Origin of the sequence: Mycolicibacterium llatzerense, assembly GCF_025331195.1 — a bacterium.
Taxonomy (GTDB): Bacteria; Actinomycetota; Actinomycetes; order Mycobacteriales; family Mycobacteriaceae; genus Mycobacterium; species Mycobacterium llatzerense.
Map to the genome: position 1 here is coordinate 109934 of NZ_LXOV01000016.1, position 19594 is coordinate 129527.

Here is a 19594-nt window from a genome sequence, read left to right on the forward strand (position 1 = left end):
GTGGGATTCACAACGCCGGTCCTTCCGGAGGTCGAACCCGAGTGGTTTCTGCGGCAACCGCTGATGGAGCGCATCAGGATCATCACCGTCAAATGGGTCGACCACGGATATGGCGTGCCGCGAATGATCCACGTCCTCTATCTCGTCAAATTGGTGTTCTTCTACGCACTCGGCGGCATCGTCATCGCGACCGCCACATCCGGCCTGCCGACCTTCTGGCACGTGTCGGAGTGGTGGAGCCAGCCGATCGTGTACCAGAAGGCGATTCTGTGGACAGTGCTGTTGGAGCTCATCGGGTTTGCCGGTTCCTGGGGGCCGCTGGCGGGCAAGACCAAGCCGATGACGGGCGGGTTCCGCTTCTGGGCGAAACCCAACACCATCCGGTTGCGGCCGTGGCAGTGGGTGCCGTTCACGGCGGGGGACCGCCGGACCTGGCTCGACATCGTCGTGTACCTGGCTCTGGTGGTCAGTGTGGTGGTGCCGATGGTGCTTCCAGGCGTGCACAGCGACGCGTTGTCGGCTGTGCTGCCGTCCAACACGTCAGGGCTGGTGAACCCGGCACTGCTGATCGCGCCGATCGTGCTGTTGGTCGTGATCGGGTTGCGGGACAAGACCATTTTCCTGGCGGCCCGTGGTGAGCAGTACCTGCCGGCGCTGGTGTTCTTCGTGGGGCTGCCGTTCGTCGACATGATCATCGCGCTCAAGCTGCTGATCTTCACGGTGTGGTTCTGGGCGGGCATCTCGAAGTTCGGTTTGCACTTCACCAACGTCATTCCGCCGATGGTGAGCAACAGCCCCACGATGCCGTTCAAGTGGTTGAAACGCGCCCATTACCGCGACTTCCCGCACGATCTGCTGCCGTCGCACCTCGCCAGCTTCATGGCGCACGGCCCGGGCACTGTGGTGGAGATCATCGCCCCGCTGGCTTTGCTGCTGTCACCGTGGCCGTGGCTGACGATCGTTGCGGGGAGCGTCATGGTGGGCTTCCACCTGTTCATCCTTTCGACGTTCCCGTTGGCAATGCCGGTGGAATGGAACGCGTTGTTCGCTTACGCGACGATCTTCCTGTTCTGGGGCTTCCCCAGCTGGGCGGGCTACGGCATCGCGGACATGTCCTCGCCGTGGCTCACCGTCGTCGTCCTCGGCGCGCTATGTTTCTTCCCCGTCCTGGGCAACCTGCGCCCGGACCTGGTGTCCTTCCTGCCGTCGATGCGGCAATACGCGGGCAACTGGGCATCCGCGACATGGGCGTTCGCACCCGGCACCGAGCAGAAGCTGAATCGGGTGACACGCTCGTCACCCAACCAGGTCGACCAGCTGATCGCTTTCGGTTATGACCCGGCAACGGCCGAGGTCTTCACTCAGCAGACACTCGTCTTTCGTGCCTTGCACAGCCAGGGTCGCGGACTGCTCTCTGTGTTGTTGAAGAATCTCCCGGATATCGAGAGCAGGACGGTGCGAGAAGCGGAAATGATCTGTAACTCGGTGCTCGGCTTCAACTTCGGTGATGCCCATCTGCACAACGAGGACATGATCCAGGCCGTGCAGGACGAGGCCCAATTCGAGCCCGGTGAGCTCATCGTGGTGTGGGTCGAGTCGCAGCCGATTCAGCGTAGGGTCCAGGAGTACAAGGTGATCGACGCGGCGCTCGGGGTGATCGAACGGGGCACGTGGAACGTCGAGGATTGCGTCAAAGAACAGCCGTGGCTGCCGAATGGGCCCATTCCGCTGAACGTGACCTGGACCCGCACCGGCTAGCCCGTCAGCAGGTTCATGCCGATCCCGACCAGAGCTTCCGTCACATTCGCGTAGCGGCGCAGGTGTCCGGTCAGCGCGATGTCGTTGACCATGTTGATGACCGCCTGGACGCGAATCCTGCTGCTCGTCGCATCACAATTCGGGTGCACCGACCGAACCAACTGAACCCACTCCGCCACGTACTGAAACTGAGCCGTCCGTATGCGGTGTTGTTCCTCTGGTGGCAGCTGCACGATCTCGGTGATCAACAGCTGCACCAATTGTGGGTATTCGAAAGCGAATTCGCAGTAGCTCGTCAACAGACGACGGAGGCCATCCGCGCTGTCGGCGGCTCGGGCGAGGGTGCGTTGCATGTCGACCCGCAGCCATTCGTCCCCGCGCTGCATGGCAGCGACGAGGATGTCGGCCTTGGTATCGAAATGGTTGTAGACACTGGGCCCCGCGATACCTACCGCGGCACCGATATCTTCGATTCCGACATTCGAATAGCCTTGTTCGGCAAAGAGTTTCACGGATCGAGTGATCAAGGCGTCGCGGCGAGAACGCTCCAGGGTCTCAGTGACCGTCGGTTCAGTGGTTCGGGTGATCAACGGTGGTACATCGCCCTCGAGCACGGCGACAACCAATGCGGTCAAGAGCCGACTGAAATCTGGCTGGGGGAGTGAGAGATTGTGGAAGGAGATGCTCGTTCCGACCCCGAGTACGCACCAGGCGAGCAGGTCGGCCTCGGCGGTTCCGATGTCCGGTCGCTCGCCGGCGATCATCGCCGCCAGCCGCGCCCCGATGTCGCGCACCTGCACACGAATGGCAGCCCGGCTGTCCGGGTCGAGGTTTCGTGACTCCCGGTGCCACAGAATCCCCACTGAACGGTGTTCGATCATGCTGGTCGCGACATTGGCGGCGAGCACCTGCGTAGCAGGGCCCGATTCGGCCAACATCTTGTCGGTCGCGTCCAGCCCATTGACCACTACCTGCGCCAGCAGCTCCTGCTTGCTGCGGAAGTGGCGGTACAGCGCCGAAGCTCCGATTGCGACGGCGTCCGCGATGTCACCCATCCCAACGTTCGCAAAGCCATTGCGATAGAACAGGTCCTCGGCGGCGACCAGGATGAGTTCCCGACGGTTCGACGGCCGGGTACCGCGTGCCGGCTTGTCACTCATCCCGGTCCTCCTCGATGACCTATGAAACCTGTGGTGCAGTGTCCTCCCAGAATTTCTTCCGGAGCTCGCGCTTGAGAATCTTGCCAGCCCCGGACAAGGGCAACGCATCGACGAACTCAGTGCTTCGTGGAATCTTGTAGTTCGCGATCAGCGTCTTACAATGCTCGCGGAGCTCATTCTCGGTTGTCGTCCGGCCGGGCAGCAACACGACCACCGCGTGTACGCGCTCGCCCCACTGCGGATCCGGTACTCCGATGACCGCGCACGATGCAACGGCGGGATGCTTCGCCAGCGCATTCTCGACTTCGGCGCTGTACACGTTCTCGCCACCGGTGATGATCATGTCCTTGATCCGGTCGACGATGAACACGTACCCGTTCTCGTCCATCCGACCGCCGTCGCCGGTGTGCATCCAACCGTCGACGATCGCGGCTTCGGTGTCCTCGGGCCGATCCCAATATCCGAGCATGACGTTGTCGCCCTTGACGACAACCTCGCCGACCTCGCCGGCTGGGACCTCGCTGCCGTGCTGATCGACGATCCGCACCTGGACGTGGGCGCACGCCCGCCCGGCTGAGCGCCGCAATTCGGGCCTGTCGTGATCCTCGGGCGTCAACACGGTGGCCACGGCGGACAGTTCGGTCATGCCGTAGGCCTGCGTGAATCTGGCGGCAGGCAAAGCCGCTTGCGCGCGATCCAGCACCGCGTCGGCGATGGGCGATGCGCCGTAGATGACGCTCTGGACGCTGCTGAGGTCGTGGTCGGTCAGCGCCGGATCGTCGACCAGCATCTGGATCATGGTCGGGACAAGCAGTGCGGAGTCGATCCGGTGCTCCGCGATGGCCTTCAAGACGCCGGCCGACGTGAACATCGGGACGATGACGTGTGTCACCCCGACGAGGTTGCCGATCGTCCATGCCGCGAAGCCGGCGAGATGGAACATCGGGGCTGCGTGCAGCAGCTTGCCGCCCGGAGTGACCAGTCGGACCGTCGTCTGCGGGCCGAGCGCCGACGTCACGATGTTGTTGTGGCTCAGCATCACCCCCTTGGGATGCCCCGTGGTGCCGCCGGTGTAGAACACGCCGAGGAGATCGTCGCCGCCGGTATAGGTGTCATCGACGGGATCGCTTTGCACGACAAGCGTTTCGTAGGAGAGGGTGCCGGCCGGTTGCGCCCCGTCGCCGATGAAGATGACGGTCTCGAGTCCGGGGAAAGCCTCTCGGATCGGCTCGATCATGGGAGCGAACGCGTCGTCCACGAGCAGAATCTTGGTACGGGACTCTGCCAGTGAGTACACGATCTCCGCGGGACTCCAACGAATGTTCACCGGGTTCAGCACTGCGCCGAGCCACGGCACCGCGTAGAGGTACTCGTGATACCGATCGGAGTTCAGGCTGAGAATTCCTACCCGGTGACCCTCCTCGACTCCAAGCCCGCGCAATGCGCCCGCAAATCGTGCAATGCGGTCAGCGGATTCGGCGACAGTCCGGACGCGGTCGTTGAAAATCGTCGCGATCGATCCGGGACGCTGCTGAACCGCGCGATGAAGAGATTGGGTCAGGTACATCTGTGTGCTCCTGGTCAGCTGGAGGTGGGGGAATCAATCGCCTGTTCGAGCTCGTCGAGCGCTTCACCGGTATAGACCGCGAGTCGCTGCAGGTGCGGCAGGGCATCGCGATCACCGGTGAACCCGATGCCGAAGTTTCCTGACGTGGTGCAGCTCGTAATGATCAGGGCGACACCGTGATACAGCATGGCTATTCCGTTCAGCGATTCCATCCGGGCACCGGCGAGGTACTGGACTTGCTTTGATCCTTGAACGTTGGAGATCGACACGTTGTACGGCGGCGCCACTTTTCCGCCGATTCCAATCATGTTCTGCGCCATGAACGGGCCCATGAACAGTGAAGGATAGAGCTCCAATGCGCCGCGGGGGAGTGCGCGCAGATGATTCTTCGCATGCACGCTCGATCTGGCGATCGCCGCGACCCGTTCGACAGGGTCCTCGATGTGGGTGCACAGCTTCATCACCGCGACGGTGAACGCGTTCGTGGCGGCGTCATCGCCTTCGATGCGGATCGACACTGGCGTGCCTGCCGTCAGCGATTGCGCCGGCAGGTCGCCGATTTCGTCGAGGTAGCGCCGCAACCCGCCTGCACAGATCGCCAGGAAGACCTCGTTGACCGTGACTCCCGCAGTTTTCGCGACCCGATTGATTCGCGTGAACTCGTAGGTCTGGGTCGCGACCCGTCGCTGCCTCCCGACTGGGCCGTTGAGCACCGACTTCGGCGCAACGAAAGGGATTGCGGCATCGGGGTTTTCCTGCTTGCGCGCGTCGCGAATCATGTCGAGTGCAGTCGAGGCGATTGCACCGGTTGTCCGCAGTCGTTCCTTGGTCTTCTGTCCGAAACCGAGCCCACTGTTGTCCGTGGGTTTGCGCCCGGCGGGGCCGACCGTCCACAGCGGCCGGACGAGGCGTGAGTCGGGGTCGGGGCAGATTGTTTGGTGGACGCGGCTGAGGGCGCCCATGCCGTCGATGAGTGCGTGATGAATCTTGACGAGGATCGCAAACCTGTTGTGCTCCAGGCCTTCGATCAAGTGCATTTCCCACAGCGGCCGTTCTGGGTCGAGTGGGGTTGAATGCAGACGCGACACCAGGACACCGAGCTCCCGCTCGCCGCCAGGTTTGGGCAGTGCGGAATGGCGGAAGTGGTAGTCGAGGTCAATCTCGTCGTCGGCGAGCACATCCCAGGCCGGTGCGATGCGCTTGCGTCGAAGACTGCGCAACCGGTAGTTGAAAGGCGGCGCGTAAGTCGCCTGAGCACGCATGTCGCGGACCAGATTCCGGACGAAGGCGTCGTCCGCACCGTCGGGTATGACATAGGTGGACACCGATCCCACATGTTGTGGTGTCTCTGCGCTCTCAACGGCAAGAAAGAGTCTGTCCGCCAAACCGACTTTCGGCATGATCAGTCCTACCCGCTGCTGTTGGAGTCGAGGTATTGCTGCCGGATGCGACGCTTGATCAACTTGCCGGTCGCCTCGCGTGGCAGGTTGTCGTCGAACACAATGACTTTCGGAACTTTGAAGCGTGCCAACCGCGCCGCGAGATAGCTGCGGATCTCCTGCTCGTCGAGACCGGCTTCGGGGTCGACGTCGATGTGCGCCACCAACTGCTCGCCGTATTCGGGGTCCGGGACACCGAATACCGCTGCGTCCCGCACACCGTTGTGTGAAAGCAGGGTGTTCTCGATCTCGCTTGGATAGATGTTCACCCCGCCCGAGATCACCATGTCGATGGCTCGGTCGTTGAGGTAGAGGAACCCGTCGGCGTCAAGGTATCCGACATCGCCGATGCTGACGTAGCCCTCGAAGTCCATGCGGGCCCGCTTACCGGGGTCACCGATGAACGTGAAGTCGGGCCAGCACGACGGCGGCTTGAGGAAAACCTCCCCGAACTGGCCCATCGGGACGTCGCGACGATCTGGGTCGAGAATCCGCACGGCGCCATCGCGCAGCGGCTTGCCGACCGTGCCAGGATGCGCGAGCCATTCCGCGCTGTCGCACGCGACCACACCGCCGGTCTCTGTGCCGCCGTAGAACTCGTGCACGATCGGGCCCAACCACTCGATGATCCGATGTTTGACGTCCGGCGGACACGGTGCCGCGGCGTGCACCACCGTGTGCAGCGACGACAGGTCGTAGCGCGCACGCACCGTCGCGGGCAGGGCAAGCAACCGCACGAAATGCGTTGGCACCAACTGCACATGGTTGATGCGATGCCGTTCGATCAGGACGAGCATCTCTTCCGCATCGAAGCGCGGCATGATCGTGGTGTCCAACCCCAGCTTGGCGGCAAATGCCGCGTGCGCGTTCGGGGCCGAGTGATACATCGGCGCGACAACGAGAGTCCTGCTGCCGGCCGTGATCGCCAGCGTCTGCATGAACAGGCCCGCGACGTCCAGTTGGCGGTCCGGGGCCACCGGATCCCGCAAGACGCCCTTGGGTGAGCCGGTCGTTCCCGAGGTGTAGATGACGCTCATCGGCGCCTTCTCCGCCGGACCGGTGAACGGCGTCTGCTCCGCGAGCCAGGCATCGAGCTGCAAGCAGCCGCCCCGCACAGCCGTCTGCTCTGCGGTGAGATCGAGCGCACCAGCGAGCGCACCCGCAGTCGATACTTCGATCAACATCCGGTCCGGCGCCGCCTCGCGGATCAGCTCCATGAACGGGCTGTGCACGAAAATAACTGAGGCTCCGCTGTTTTCGATGAGATAGCGCAGCTCGTTGGCCCTGAGGTGCCAGTTCAGGGGAACCGACGCCGCACCGATCAGGCCGGCCGCGCCGATGATCTCGACGAACGAGATGTCGTTGTAGAGCAGCAGTGCAATCCGGTCTCCTGGACGGACACCCAGTCCGCACAGCCCGGTGGCTATTCGTGCTGTCCGATCAGCGACTTCCTCGTGAGTGCGGTTTTCGTCCGCACATCGGATCATCGGCAACGGCTCCGCCATGGCCATCCTCTTCGATTGGGCTCAACTACAACGAGCGCGCGATCAGTTCCTTCATCACTTCGTTTGCGCCGGCGTAGATCTTCTGCGCGCGGGAATCCGCATACATCCGAGCAATCGGGTATTCGAGCATGTACCCATAGCCGCCGAAGAGCTGGACGCAACGGTCGATGACCTCGCACTGCACCTCGGTCGCGTACGACTTGGCCATCGATGCGCTGGCGGCGTCGAGTTCACCACGGAGGTGACGCTCGATGCAGTTGTCGACGAAGACCCGCGCCACCCGGGCCAGCGTCGCACATTGCGCGAGCTCGAAACGCGTGTTCTGCAACTCGAACAACGGCGCACCGAACGCGTGGCGTTCCTTGGTGTACTTGACGGTCTCGGCAACGGCGGCCTCTGCCATCGTGGCGGCCATGTCGGAAATCAAGACACGTTCGTGCGCGAGTTGCTTCATCGCGTACGCGTACCCTTTGCCCTCTTCGCCGAGGAGATTTCCGACCGGAACGCGCATGTCCTCGAAGAACAGTTCCGCGGTGTCCTGCGCCTTCATCCCGACCTTGTCGAGCACTCGACCGACGCGGTATCCAGGCAGATCGCGGGTCTCGACGACGAGCAGCGACACCCCCCGCACCCCCGCGGAGAGATCGGTCTTGAGGACGAGGATGACGATGTCAGCGTTGACGCCGTTCGAGATGAAGGTCTTGGAACCGTTCACCACATAGTGGTCACCGTTCCGGATCGCGTTGGTGCGCACGGCCTTCAGGTCGGACCCACCACCGGGCTCGGTCATCGCGATGGCGCCGATGAACTCACCGCTGGCCATCTTCGGTAGCCAACGATGCTTTTGTTCTTCGGTTCCGTAGGTGTTGATGTAGTTCGCGACGAGACTGCCATGGACCCCGGCGCCGACGCCGAAGCCCATCTCGGTCAATTCGAGTGCGGCCTGGTAGATCACCAGGTCGTGGGCGATCGTGCCACCGCCGCCACCGTATTCCTCTGGGATGGAGGCACACAGTAGGCCGACTTTGCCGGCCTCGAGCCAGAATTCGCGGTCGACGCGCTTCTGCTCGATCCATCGTTCACGATGCGGGAGAGCTTCGCTCACGAAGAATTTGGTTGCCATTTCCTTGAGCGCGACGACTTCGTCGTCGGCCCAGGGCGATTGATAGCTGGGGGTGGTCACGTCGCCCACGTCCTTAGAAGTTGAAGCCGCCGCCACAGAGCAGTGTCTGTGCGCTCACGTAGTTGGATTCGGGGATGCAGAACAGGTAGACAGCGCCTGCGGCTTCGGAGGGTTCGCCACCGCGGCCGAGGGGGATCATCTGCTCCATGGCGGCGAGCAGGTTCGGGTTGACGCCGACCTTGATCTCTTTTCCGCCGACGTCAATCGTGCCGTCACTGTCGGCGGGCGCCGAGGTCAGACGCGTCTTGATCAACCCGAACGCGACCGTGTTGACGGTGACGTTGTAGCGGCCCCATTCCTTGGCGAGGGTCTTGGTCAGACCGGTGATGCCGGCTTTCGCTGCGGAGTAATTGGCCTGTCCCGCGTTGCCACCGGTGCCGGCCATCGAGGAGATGTTCACGACCTTGCGGCACGGGATGGGCTCGCCGGCTTCCTTGGCCTTCTTCACCTGGGCGGCGATGACCGGCTGGGCCGCGCGCAGGATCCGGAACGGTGCCTTGAGGTGCACGTCGAGGATCGCGTCCCACTGCTCGTCGGTCATTTTCTGGACGACGGAGTCCCAGGTGTAGCCGGCGTTGTTGACGATGATGTCGAGACCACCGAAATTGTCGACGGCGGCCTGCACGAAGCGCTCGCCGAAATCGGCGTCGGTGACGCTACCCACACACGAAACCGCCTGTCCACCAGCTGCTTCGATAGCGGCGACTGTTTCCTTGGCCGGTTCGGCGTCGAGGTCGTTGACGACGACCTTCGCGCCCTCGGAGGCCAGCTTCAGCGCGATCTCGCGGCCGATGCCGCGGCCCGAGCCGGAGACGATGGCGACTTTGCCTTCAAGAGTTCCCATGATTTTCAGTACCTTTCAATTGGGTGAGCGAAGCGACGGGGGAGTGTCACAATGCGACGGTGGCATCGCCGGTGAGTGTGACGGTGCCGTCTTCGAGTGCGACGGTGAGTTCGATTGTGGCCAGGCCGTTTTCGATCGAGGTGACCTTGCCGGTGGCGGTCGGTTTGCCGTGGACGGGTGTGATGGATGCGAACCGCACCTGGTAGGAACGGATGCTCGCCAGATCGAAGTTGTCGGTCAGCAGCCGGCCCAGATAGGCCATCGACAGCATGCCGTGCGCGAACACGTCGTCCAGACCTGCGGACTTAGCCACGTCGATGTCGATGTGCATCGGGTTGTGATCGCCCGAGGCGCCGGCGAACAACGCCAGGGTGGTCCGCGAGATCGGGCGAATCTTCAAGGGCGCCAGCTCGGATCCGACCGAGAGTGTTTGTGTGGTCACTTGCCTGCTCCTGGATTCCTGACGACGATCACGGTTTTCAGATCGGCAACCAGCGAGCCGTCGGCCCGCGTCACTGCCGTCTCCTTGACGATGAACTCGAGCGCGCCGCCCTTCTTGCTGTAGATGTCGGTGATCCGCGGCGTCGCGGTCAGGACATCGCCGGCGTGCGCGGGCGAGTGATAGGTGAACGACTGCTCACCGTGCAGCACGAAACGCATATCGATGCCCAGCTGTTCAACCCAGCCGAACGCATTCGGGTTCTCCAACTCGATCGAGAACAGGAACGTCGGTGGTACGCGCAGGTCGTCGTCGACGGTGTCGCCGATCGCCTTGGCGAAGAACCGCAGCCGGCCGGGATCGACGGTCAAAGTGGTTGCGGGAAGCTCGGTTCCGATTGCGGCGGTATCGACGGCCATGTCAGCTCACCTTCTCGTACAGGGTGACGACGGCTGCGCCGCCGAGCCCGATGTTGTGTTGGAGTGCAACTTTCACGCCGTCGACCTGACGCGCGCCGGCAGTGCCCCGCAGCTGCCAGACCAGCTCGGCGCACTGCGCCAAACCGGTGGCACCGAGCGGGTGCCCCTTGGACAGCAGCCCGCCGGACGGGTTGGTGACGACACGGCCCCCGTAGGTGTTGTCGCCATCGAGGATGAACTTTTCGGCGGTACCTTCGGGCGTGAGGCCGAGGCCCTCGTAGGTGATCAGCTCGTTCGCGGTGAAGCAGTCGTGCAGCTCGACGACGCGAATGTCGGTCGGCGAGACACCCGACGCTTCGTACACTGCGTCGGCCGCGGCCTTGGCCATGTCGTAGCCGACGATCTTCATCATGTCTTTGTCCTCGAACGTCGAGGTGAAGTCTGTCGTCATGGCCTGAGCCTTGATGACCACAGAACTGTCCAGCCCGTGCTTGCGGGCGAATTCCTCACTGCAGACCACCGCAGCTGCGGCGCCACACGTCGGTGGGCAGGCTTGCAGGCGGGTCAGCGGGCCGTAGAGGTGGGGCGACGCCAGAACTTCCTCGACTGTGACCGGATCCCTGAACACCGAGTACGGGTTGTTCGCGGCGTGAACGCGAGACTTCACCGAGATTTGGGCGAAGGTCTCCAGCGAGGTGCCGTACTTCTCCAGGTACTGCTGGCCCGCGCCGCCGAACATCTGCGCAGCGAACGGTGCTTCGGTCCGAGGCTGGATCTGATCCATCACCTCGTCGAAGCGGGCGAACGGGCTAGGACGATCGGTGTAGCTCGCGGCGAGCGCGCCGCGTTGCATCTGCTCGAAACCCAGCGCGAGCACGCACTCGGCCGCGCCGCTTTCGACCGCCTGGCGAGCGAGAAACAGGGCCGACGACCCGGTCGAACAGTTGTTGTTCACGTTGACGATCGGGATACCGGTCTGGCCGAGCCCGTACAGCGCGGCTTGGCCCGATGTGGAATCGCCGTAGATATACCCAACATAGGCCTGATTCACATCTGCGTAGTCAACGCCGGCGTCGGCAAGCGCTGATCGAGCAGCTTTCTCGCCCATGACATCGTAAGACTCGCTGACTCTTGGCGTCGTGAATGGAATCATTCCGACTCCCGCGACGATGACCCGTCGATTCATTTTCTCTCCATCTAACTATTGGCGGTTCACTTAGTAGAGCACGGGAGCTCCGGCTTGGCAACCCTGTTTTTCGGCTGGCGGTGCGGTCCGAAGTCGGAACACGCGCGCAAGGCGACTGGGGTCCATGGAGTCTTGCGCGACCGTCGCCCACTATCTATATTATGACTAATTAATTTCTACGGAAGTGAGCAATGATGTCTGTGTCGACGCTGCTCGACGACCTCGTGGCGGAGAGCGCTGACCTCGATCGCCTGGTTGCCGACCTGGAACCTGCGGAGTGGAAGATCATGACTCCGGCGCCGGGCTGGACGGTCGCCCACCAGATCGCGCATCTGGCCTGGACTGACGAGATCGCCCTGCTTTCGGCGACGGAACCAAGCCGTTTCGTGGACTTCGTGCGCGATGGTCTCGCTGCTGCCGACAGTGTGCCTGCCTTCATCGAGGCGGTTGCCGCCGAGGGAGCGCAATCCGAACCGGCGGAGTTGCTCGCGCGGTGGCGTGACGGTCGCGACAAGTTGGCGGCGGCATTGTCGAAGGTCGAGCCAGGAGTCAAGTTGCCGTGGCTGGGCCCGCCGATGAGTGTCGGATCGATGGCCACTGCCCGCCTGATGGAAACGTGGGCGCACGGTCAGGATGTCGCCGACGCGCTCGGCGTCCAGTGCGAGCCGACAACGCGTCTGCGCCATGTGGCCCATATCGGCGTTCGCGCGCGCGGCTATGCGTTCCTTGCCAACGGGAAGCAGGCACCAGAGGCGGATGTCCGGGTCGAGCTGAAGGCGCCGGACGGAGACATCTGGACGTGGGGAGCGGAAGACGCGACCGATCGGGTGACCGGTTCGGCCCTCGACTTCTGCCACCGCGTCACACAGCGCCGCCACCGCGACGATCTCGACCTGGTGACCAACGGTCCGATCGCGGACGAATGGCTCGACATTGCACAGGCATTCGCGGGCCCACCCGGGGCCGGTCGCGAGCCCGGACAGCACAAACTGGAAGAAGGTACACAGCGATGACGGCACTCGATGTCCTGCCGAAGGATCTGCTGAAAGGTAAGACGGCGTTCGTCACCGGAGGTGGCAGCGGCATCAACCTCGGAATCGCCAAGGCTTTTGCCGCCACCGGCGCCAACGTCGCGATCTGCGGCCGTACCGAGTCAAAGCTGGAAGTGGCGGCAGCCGAACTTCGTGCGCTTGGTGCGAAGGTGTCGATCTCGGTCGCCGACGTCCGAGACGCCGCCGCGGTCGTTGCCGCCGTCGAAAAGACTCAGGCCGAACTCGGGACGATCGACACCATGGTCTGCGGAGCGGCAGGCAACTTCAACGCGCCCGCGGAAATGATGAGCCCCAACGGCTTTCGCACCGTTATCGACATCGACCTGATCGGCAGCTTCAATGCTGCGCGCGCGGCATTCGAGCAACTCAAACAGACGCGCGGAAACCTGCTGTTCGTATCAGCCGGGCAGGCGTACACGCCGATCAAGTTTCAAGCCCATGCCGGCGCCGCCAAGGCGGGCGTCGAGAACCTGATGAAGAACCTCGCACTCGAGTGGGGTGCGTACGGTATCCGGTCGAATTCGATTGTGCCAGGACCGATCGCGGACACGGAGGGCCTGGAGCGCCTGTCGCAGCCGGCCGGTAAAGAGGCCTGGCTGCGTTCGGTGCCGCTGGGCCGTTTCGGTGCGATCGAGGAGGTCGCGGCGATGGCCGTGGTCTTGTCATCGCCCATCGCCGCCTACGTGACCGGCTCACAGGTCGTTGTCGATGGCGGGTTCGCGCTACCGGGCTGGGGAGCGATCACCCAGGCCGCCGAGGACGCCATGGCGGCGGGAGCGACATCATGAGCTTGCTGGCAGAGAATCCGGACCTGATCCGGATCGGCAACTGCTCGGGGTTCTACGGCGACCGGTTCAGTGCCGTACGAGAGATGCTCGAAGGCGGGCAGCTCGATGTGCTGACCGGCGACTATCTGGCCGAATTGACGATGCTGATCCTGGCTCGCGACAAGATGAAGGATCCGAGCACCGGCTACGCGAAAACCTTTGTCCGGCAGATGGAAGACAGCCTCGGGCTCGCTCTCGACAAGGGAGTCCAGATTGTCGTCAATGCCGGCGGTGTCAACCCTGCGGGCCTTGCCGTGCGACTGCGGGAGGTGGCAGAAAAGCTCGGCCTCGACGCGAAGATCGCGCACGTGGAGGGTGACGACATCACCTCGCGCGCCGACGAGCTCGGACTGGGGTCGCCGCTGGCGGCCAATGCTTACCTCGGTGCGTGGGGAATCGTCGAATGCCTCAATGCCGGCGCTGATGTTGTCGTCACCGGCCGCGTCACCGACGCATCGGTGATCGTCGGTCCGGCAGCGGCTCATTTCGGTTGGGACCGGTCGGATTACGACCAGATCGCCGGAGCCATGGTGGCCGGCCACATCATCGAGTGCAGCGCGCAGGCGACCGGCGGCAACTACTCGTTGTTCACCGAGGTCGATCTGAATCGACCCGGCTTTCCCATCGCCGAGATCCGGCGAGACGGTTCCTCGGTGATCACCAAGCACGAAGGCACCGGCGGCGCGGTCACGGTCGATACCGTCAACTCGCAGCTGATGTACGAGATCCAGGGTGCTCGGTACGCCGGACCGGACGCCACGGCGCGTATCGATTCGATCGAATTGCGCCAGGACGCCAAGGACCGTGTGCTCGTCAGCGATGTTGTCGGTGAGGCGCCTCCGCCGCAGTTGAAGGTGTCTTTGAACAGTCTCGGTGGCTTCCGCAACGAGATGGAGTTCGTGCTCACCGGGCTGAACATCGAAGAAAAGGCCGAACTCGTGCAGCGCCAGCTCGAATCGTGGTTGACGGTTCGCCCCGCCACGTTGGACTGGACGCTCGCTCGCCTCGACCGGCCGAATGCCGAAACGCAGGAACAAGCAAGCGCGCTGCTGCGCTGCGTGGTCCGCGACCGCGATCCGAAGAAGGTAGGTCGCGGATTCACCAGCGTGGCAATCGAACTTGCCCTGGCGAGCTATCCGGGATTCCATCCGACGTCGCCGCCCGGCGACGGAGCTCCCTACGGCGTCTTCACCGCAGGTTATGTCGACGCGACGCTGGTGCCGCACATTGCCGTCCTGCCCGACGGCACGCGAGTCGACGTCAAGCCGGCCGCGGACACGCGGGTGCTGGCTGATGTGCCGGCGCCGGAGCTGCCGGAACCGTTGCTGGCCAGTGAGTTCCGTGAGATACCGCTCGGGACACTGGCGCTCGCGCGCAGTGGGGACAAAGGCGGCAACGCCAACATCGGCGTGTGGGTCCGCACCGACGACGAATGGCGCTGGCTGGTACACGCGCTGACCACCGACGAACTGCGCCGACTCCTGCCGGAAGCTGCGTCTCTACCGATCACCCGCACGGTGCTGCCGCGCCTGCGCGCGGTGAACTTCATCATCGAGGGACTGCTCGGCGAGGGAGTTGCCTACAACGCCCGCTTCGATCCGCAGGCCAAGGGGCTGGCGGAATGGCTCCGCTCGCGCCACATCGAGATTCCGGTGGCGCTGTTGAATGAGGAGAACACCCGATGAGCGTGTGGAACACGCCTGAACGTCTCGCCCTGCGAGAGTCCGTCCAGGCCTTCGCTGTTCGAGAGATCCTGCCGTTCCAGGAGACCTGGGAGGAGGACGGCATCGTTCCCATCGAGCTGCACAAGAAGGCAGCCGAGTTGGGCCTGCTGGGAATTCAATTCCCCGAGATGGCAGGTGGTTCCGGTGGCAGCATGGTCGACTCCACGATCGTGAACGAGGCATTGCACGAGGCTGGTGTCGCGGGCGGTGTCTTCGTCTCGCTGTTCAACTGCGCTATCGCGGTACCTCACATCATTGAAGCCGGCGATCTGGCGCAGATAGATCGCTGGGTGAAACCGACGCTGGCCGGTGACATGATCGGCTCTCTCGGAATCACCGAACCCAGTGGCGGTTCGGATGTGGGGCACTTGTTGACCACCGCCGTGCGGGACGGCGATCACTACATCGTGAATGGCTCGAAGACCTTCATCTCCTCGGCGACCCGCGGTCAGTTCGTGACGACCGCGGTGCGCACGGGCGGTCCGGGCGCGTCAGGAGTGTCGCTGCTGGTCGTGGAGACCGATCGGCCCGGATTCACGATCAGTCGCAAGCTGAAGAAGATGGGCTGGCTGGCCTCCGATACTGCCGAGCTGTCCTACGTTGACGTGCGCGTACCGGTGACGAACCTGGTCGGTGCGGAGAACACCGGATTTGCCCAGATAGCAAAGCATTTCGTGAGTGAGCGGGTAATGCTCGCGGCCCAGGCGTATTCGAGCGCGCAACGGTGCCTCGACCTGAGCGTGGCCTGGTGTCGGGATCGGGAGACCTTCGGGCGGCCGCTGATCACGCGGCAGGCCGTGCAGAACACGCTGACCGAGATGGCGCGCCGAATTGATGTTGCGCGTGTCTACACCCGTGACATCGCCGCCCGAAGCGAGGCCGGCGAAACGGATCTGGTCGCACAAGTCTGTTTTGCGAAGAATACCGCCGTCGAAGCGGGGGAGTGGGTCGCCAGTCAGGCAGTGCAGCTGTTCGGCGGTATGGGCTACATGCGCGAGTCCGAGGTCGAGCGCCAGTATCGCGACATGCGCCTCTATGGAATCGGCGGTGGCACAACCGAAATCCTCACTGGGCTCGCCGGCAAGAGATTGGGATATCAGTCATGACCAGTACATCCGCTGTCCGTGTCGAACGGCCTGAGCCGGGGATCGCGGTCGTCACGCTCAACCGACCGGAGTCGCTCAATTCGCTGGATATTGCGGCATTCGTGCAGATCCCACTGGCGTTGTGGGAGTTGGCGGAGGACGACGACGTATCAGTGGTGATTCTGACCGGTGCCGGCAAGGGATTCTGCGCTGGTGCGGACCTCGAGTACATGGCCCGCTGCGTGCAGGATCCGGACATCAGGATGGGCGACATCATGCGCGAGGCAATCCAGCCCGCGCTGGCGCTCGCTGCCCTGCCGCAGATCACGATCGCGGCTGTCAATGGTCCTGCCGCCGGCGCTGGGTGGGGTATGGCATTGAGTTGCGACCTCCGGATCGCCGGGCCGACGGCCAAGTTCGGCGCGACCTTCGTTCGGATCGGACTGGGTCCGGACTACGGTGTCGCCCAGACACTTCCACGAATCGTTGGACGCGAGCGCGCCATGGAATTGCTGACGACCGGTCGGATAATCGACGCTTCCGAAGCGCTGCGGCTCGGTGCTGTGCTGGCGATCGACGACGACCCACTCGGCGCCGCGCTGAAGCTCGCGCGATTGATTGCCGCTGCACCTGGACGCGCTCTGCGGTCGCTCAAATCCTCGGTGGACCAGGCCGCGGACTGCGACCTCGCTACGGTGATCGGCGAGGTCGAGTTCGACGCCCAAGTCGAACTCTTCGACCATCCGGACTTTCTCGCCGGCGCCACCGCGTGGCTGACAAAACACGGGGCGGTCGTCCGATGAGCATCTGGAACACACCAGAACGGTTGGCACTCCGTAAGACGGTCCGTGCTTTCACCGAGCAGCAGATCGTGCCGAATGTCGAGTCATGGGAAGCCGACGGTGCGATTCCTGCTGCGCTGCACCGTAAGGCGGCGGCACTTGGCCTGCTCGGAATGCACTATCCGGAAGAAGTAGGCGGATCGGGCGGAGATCTCGTCGACACCGTCATCACCACCGAAGAAGCGCAGATCGCAGGTGCGTCCTCCGGAATTGTCGGGGCCCTGTTCCTGCCGACCATCGCGCTGGCGCATCTGGCATCGGTAGGCAAGCCGGATCATGTCGAGCGCTGGGTGCGCCCGACCTTGTCCGGCGAGAAGTCCGGTTCGCTGGCGATCACCGAACCTGGTGGCGGATCCGATGTCGGGCATCTCACGACCAGTGCGAAGCGCGAGGGCGACGAGTTTGTCGTCAACGGCAGCAAGGTCTTCATCACCGGCGGGTGCCGCGCGGACTTCGTCGTCACCGCGGTGCGCACCGGGGGTTCCGGTGCGGGTGGTGTGTCGCTGTTGGTCGTCGAAACCAGCTCACCCGGATTCTCGGTCAGCCGCAAGCTCGACAAGATGGGCTGGCATACCTCCGATACCGCCGAGCTGTCCTACGCCGACGTGCGGGTGCCGGTGGGCAATCTCGTCGGGCCCGAGAACAGCGGATTCGTCCAGATCGCAAAGGGATTCGTGAGCGAGCGCGTCAGCCTTGCCGCGCAGGCATACTCGGCCGCGCAGCGCTGCCTGGACCTCACCGTCCAGTGGTGCCGTGACCGCGAGACATTCGGGCAGCCATTGATCAAGCGACAAGCCGTGCAGAACACCCTGACCGAGATGGCACGGCGTATCGACCTGGCGCGCGTCTACAACAGAAACGTCGTGGAGCGCGCGGCGGCCGGCGAAACCGACCTGATGGTGGAGGTGTGCTTCGCCAAGAACACCGCCGTCGAAGCCAGTGAGTGGGTAGCGTCGCAGGCCGTCCAGCTGTTCGGTGGGATGGGTTATATGGCGGAGTCGGAAGTCGAACGCCACTACCGCGACATGCGACTCTTCGGAATCGCCGGCGGCACAACCGAAATCCTCACCGGACTCGCCGCGAAACGACTGGGCTACCAGTCGTGATGGATGACGTTCGACACGCACCGATAACGAGGATGGTGGTTCGAGATGCCAAGACCTGGACTTGCTGATCGGATATTCCTGACCCTTGATTCAGCGGAGACGCCCCAACACGTCGGGTCGTTCTCGACGTACACCGTACCGACCGGGGCGGGGGAGAGCTTCGTCCACGATCTCGCGACAGCGATGCGGGAGAACGGGACGTACGCGGCGCCTTTCAACTATCGGCTCCGCGACGTCCGGCTGAAGAGCGTGGCACCGGACTGGGAAGTGTTGGCAGCCTCGCGGATTGACATCGACTATCACTTCCGGCACTCCGCACTACCGCGGCCCGGCGGCGAACGTCAGCTCGGTGTGTTCATCTCCCGCCTGCATTCGACGCCGTTGGACCCCGCACGACCGCTGTGGGAGACGCACCTGATCGAGGGCTTGGAACCGGCGGCCGACGGCTCTGAACGCTTCGCGATCTACTTCAAGATTCATCACGCGTTGATGGACGGTATGGGTGCGATCAGGCGGCTGCATCAGATGGTGAGCACCGATCCGTCGTCGCGTGTCGTGCGTCCGCTGTGGTCGATCGGCCCGGCGGCACACGCCAGGGCCGAACGCCCCCGGCAATCGATCCTGGACAGGGCGGCGGCAGTTGCCCAGGGCACCTTGTCCGGTGTGCGGACCGCGACGGCGCTGGGTTTGGCTGCGGGATCCAACGTCGTCGAGGCGTTGAACCCGAACCCGTCTGATGTGGCGACCCCGTTCGTCACTCCGACGTCGGTGATCAACGGCCGCATCGGGCGTCAGCGCCGAGTCGCAACTCAGAGCTACCCGTTCGACCGCATCGACGGTGTGGCCAAGGCGGCCGGCGTCAAGATCAACGACGTGTTCTTGGCGATCTGCGCCGGGGGACTGCGGCGATACCTCGATGAACTCGGTGAGTTGCCGGAGGCATCGCTCATCGCGGGCACGCCCGTGTCGATTCGCGTTGCCGCAGACGATGTCTCGACCAACGCGTTCAGCCTGGTGGTGATGAAGCTGTTCACCGACGTGACGGATCCGTTGGAACGGCTCGCGGCGATCAAGCGGTCCAGCACCATCGCCAAGGACCGGCTCAAGAGGCTGCCGGCCGGTGCCGTCGAACTTTCGGCGGCGCTGTTCATGGGACCGTTCGTCGTCGAGAACTTGGTTGGTCTCGGCGGGCGGGTGCCACCGCCGTACAACGTCTCGATTTCGAACGTGCCGGGCTCGACCAAACCCCAGTATCTGGCCGGGGCGCAACTGGAGTCGCTGTACCCGATCGGCATGCTGTACCACGGGATCGCCCTGATGATCGCGACGTTCATGACATCGGGCCACTTCGGGGTCGGCTTCACCGGAGACCGGGATGCGCTGCCACATTTGCAGCGACTGGCGGTTTACACCGGTGAGGCACTCGATGAGCTCGAAGCGGCCCTCGGTGCCTGACGC

Annotated in this window: 17 protein-coding genes; 8 read left to right on the forward strand and 9 right to left on the reverse strand. The window is 63.6% G+C overall.

Annotation, left to right across the window (positions count from 1 at the left end):
- Positions 1-1758 carry a DUF3556 domain-containing protein gene (locus A7G45_RS25300; RefSeq protein ID WP_260941046.1) on the forward strand — a complete coding sequence of 586 codons (1758 nt, stop codon included), beginning with the start codon at positions 1-3 and terminating at the stop codon, positions 1756-1758.
- Here A7G45_RS25300 and A7G45_RS25305 read toward each other — a convergent pair.
- The 9 genes from A7G45_RS25305 to A7G45_RS25345 are packed head-to-tail and all read right to left on the reverse strand — an operon-like array spanning position 1755 to position 11500.
- Positions 1755-2918: a TetR/AcrR family transcriptional regulator gene (locus tag A7G45_RS25305; protein WP_260941047.1), complete on the reverse strand. Its 1164-nt coding sequence runs from the start codon at positions 2916-2918 to the stop codon at positions 1755-1757. The two genes, A7G45_RS25300 and A7G45_RS25305, sit on opposite strands and share 4 nt — an antisense overlap.
- Before the next feature lie 19 nt (positions 2919-2937).
- Positions 2938-4485 (reverse strand): long-chain-fatty-acid--CoA ligase, encoded by a 1548-nt coding sequence (locus A7G45_RS25310; protein ID WP_260941049.1) that lies wholly within the window; start codon positions 4483-4485, stop codon positions 2938-2940.
- 14 nt (positions 4486-4499) lie between these two features.
- The gene (locus tag A7G45_RS25315; RefSeq protein WP_260941051.1) at positions 4500-5885 is read right to left on the reverse strand and encodes a WS/DGAT/MGAT family O-acyltransferase; all 1386 of its coding nucleotides are present in this window, start codon (positions 5883-5885) and stop codon (positions 4500-4502) included.
- Positions 5886-5893: 8 nt separating this feature from the next.
- Positions 5894-7429, reverse strand: coding sequence for an AMP-binding protein (locus A7G45_RS25320; RefSeq protein ID WP_260941053.1), 1536 nt, complete (start codon positions 7427-7429; stop codon positions 5894-5896).
- A 25-nt stretch (positions 7430-7454) separates the two neighbouring features.
- Positions 7455-8612 (reverse strand): acyl-CoA dehydrogenase family protein, encoded by a 1158-nt coding sequence (locus tag A7G45_RS25325; RefSeq protein ID WP_260941055.1) that lies wholly within the window; start codon positions 8610-8612, stop codon positions 7455-7457.
- A 13-nt stretch (positions 8613-8625) separates the two neighbouring features.
- Positions 8626-9456, reverse strand: coding sequence for an SDR family NAD(P)-dependent oxidoreductase (locus A7G45_RS25330; RefSeq protein ID WP_260941058.1), 831 nt, complete (start codon positions 9454-9456; stop codon positions 8626-8628).
- Between the two features lie 46 nt (positions 9457-9502).
- Positions 9503-9898: a MaoC/PaaZ C-terminal domain-containing protein gene (locus tag A7G45_RS25335; RefSeq protein WP_071288140.1), complete on the reverse strand. Its 396-nt coding sequence runs from the start codon at positions 9896-9898 to the stop codon at positions 9503-9505.
- Positions 9895-10314 (reverse strand): MaoC family dehydratase N-terminal domain-containing protein, encoded by a 420-nt coding sequence (locus A7G45_RS25340; protein WP_260941062.1) that lies wholly within the window; start codon positions 10312-10314, stop codon positions 9895-9897. The genes A7G45_RS25335 and A7G45_RS25340 overlap by 4 nt, the downstream gene beginning before the upstream one ends.
- Position 10315: 1 nt before the next feature.
- Complete coding sequence (locus tag A7G45_RS25345) at positions 10316-11500, reverse strand: lipid-transfer protein (RefSeq protein WP_260941064.1); 1185 nt, start codon at positions 11498-11500, stop codon at positions 10316-10318.
- A 191-nt stretch (positions 11501-11691) separates the two neighbouring features.
- On the opposite strand from A7G45_RS25345, the gene A7G45_RS25350 reads away from it, so the two are divergent.
- The 7 genes from A7G45_RS25350 to A7G45_RS25380 are packed head-to-tail and all read left to right on the forward strand — an operon-like array spanning position 11692 to position 19591.
- Positions 11692-12513: a TIGR03084 family metal-binding protein gene (locus A7G45_RS25350; protein ID WP_071288137.1), complete on the forward strand. Its 822-nt coding sequence runs from the start codon at positions 11692-11694 to the stop codon at positions 12511-12513.
- Positions 12510-13340 (forward strand): SDR family oxidoreductase, encoded by an 831-nt coding sequence (locus tag A7G45_RS25355; protein ID WP_260941067.1) that lies wholly within the window; start codon positions 12510-12512, stop codon positions 13338-13340. The genes A7G45_RS25350 and A7G45_RS25355 overlap by 4 nt, the downstream gene beginning before the upstream one ends.
- Positions 13337-15064, forward strand: a complete 1728-nt coding sequence (locus A7G45_RS25360; RefSeq protein ID WP_260941069.1) for an acyclic terpene utilization AtuA family protein — start codon at positions 13337-13339, stop codon at positions 15062-15064. Before A7G45_RS25355 ends, A7G45_RS25360 begins: the two co-directional genes overlap by 4 nt.
- A complete protein-coding gene (locus A7G45_RS25365; RefSeq protein WP_260941070.1) occupies positions 15061-16209 on the forward strand; it encodes an acyl-CoA dehydrogenase family protein in 1149 nt (382 codons plus the stop codon). The genes A7G45_RS25360 and A7G45_RS25365 overlap by 4 nt, the downstream gene beginning before the upstream one ends.
- Entirely contained in the window at positions 16206-16991 is a 786-nt protein-coding gene (locus A7G45_RS25370; RefSeq protein WP_260941072.1) for an enoyl-CoA hydratase/isomerase family protein, read from the forward strand. The genes A7G45_RS25365 and A7G45_RS25370 overlap by 4 nt, the downstream gene beginning before the upstream one ends.
- Positions 16988-18136 (forward strand): acyl-CoA dehydrogenase family protein, encoded by a 1149-nt coding sequence (locus A7G45_RS25375; protein ID WP_260941073.1) that lies wholly within the window; start codon positions 16988-16990, stop codon positions 18134-18136. The genes A7G45_RS25370 and A7G45_RS25375 overlap by 4 nt, the downstream gene beginning before the upstream one ends.
- 45 nt (positions 18137-18181) lie before the next feature.
- Positions 18182-19591 (forward strand): wax ester/triacylglycerol synthase family O-acyltransferase, encoded by a 1410-nt coding sequence (locus A7G45_RS25380; protein ID WP_260941074.1) that lies wholly within the window; start codon positions 18182-18184, stop codon positions 19589-19591.
- Positions 19592-19594 lie beyond the last annotated feature (3 nt).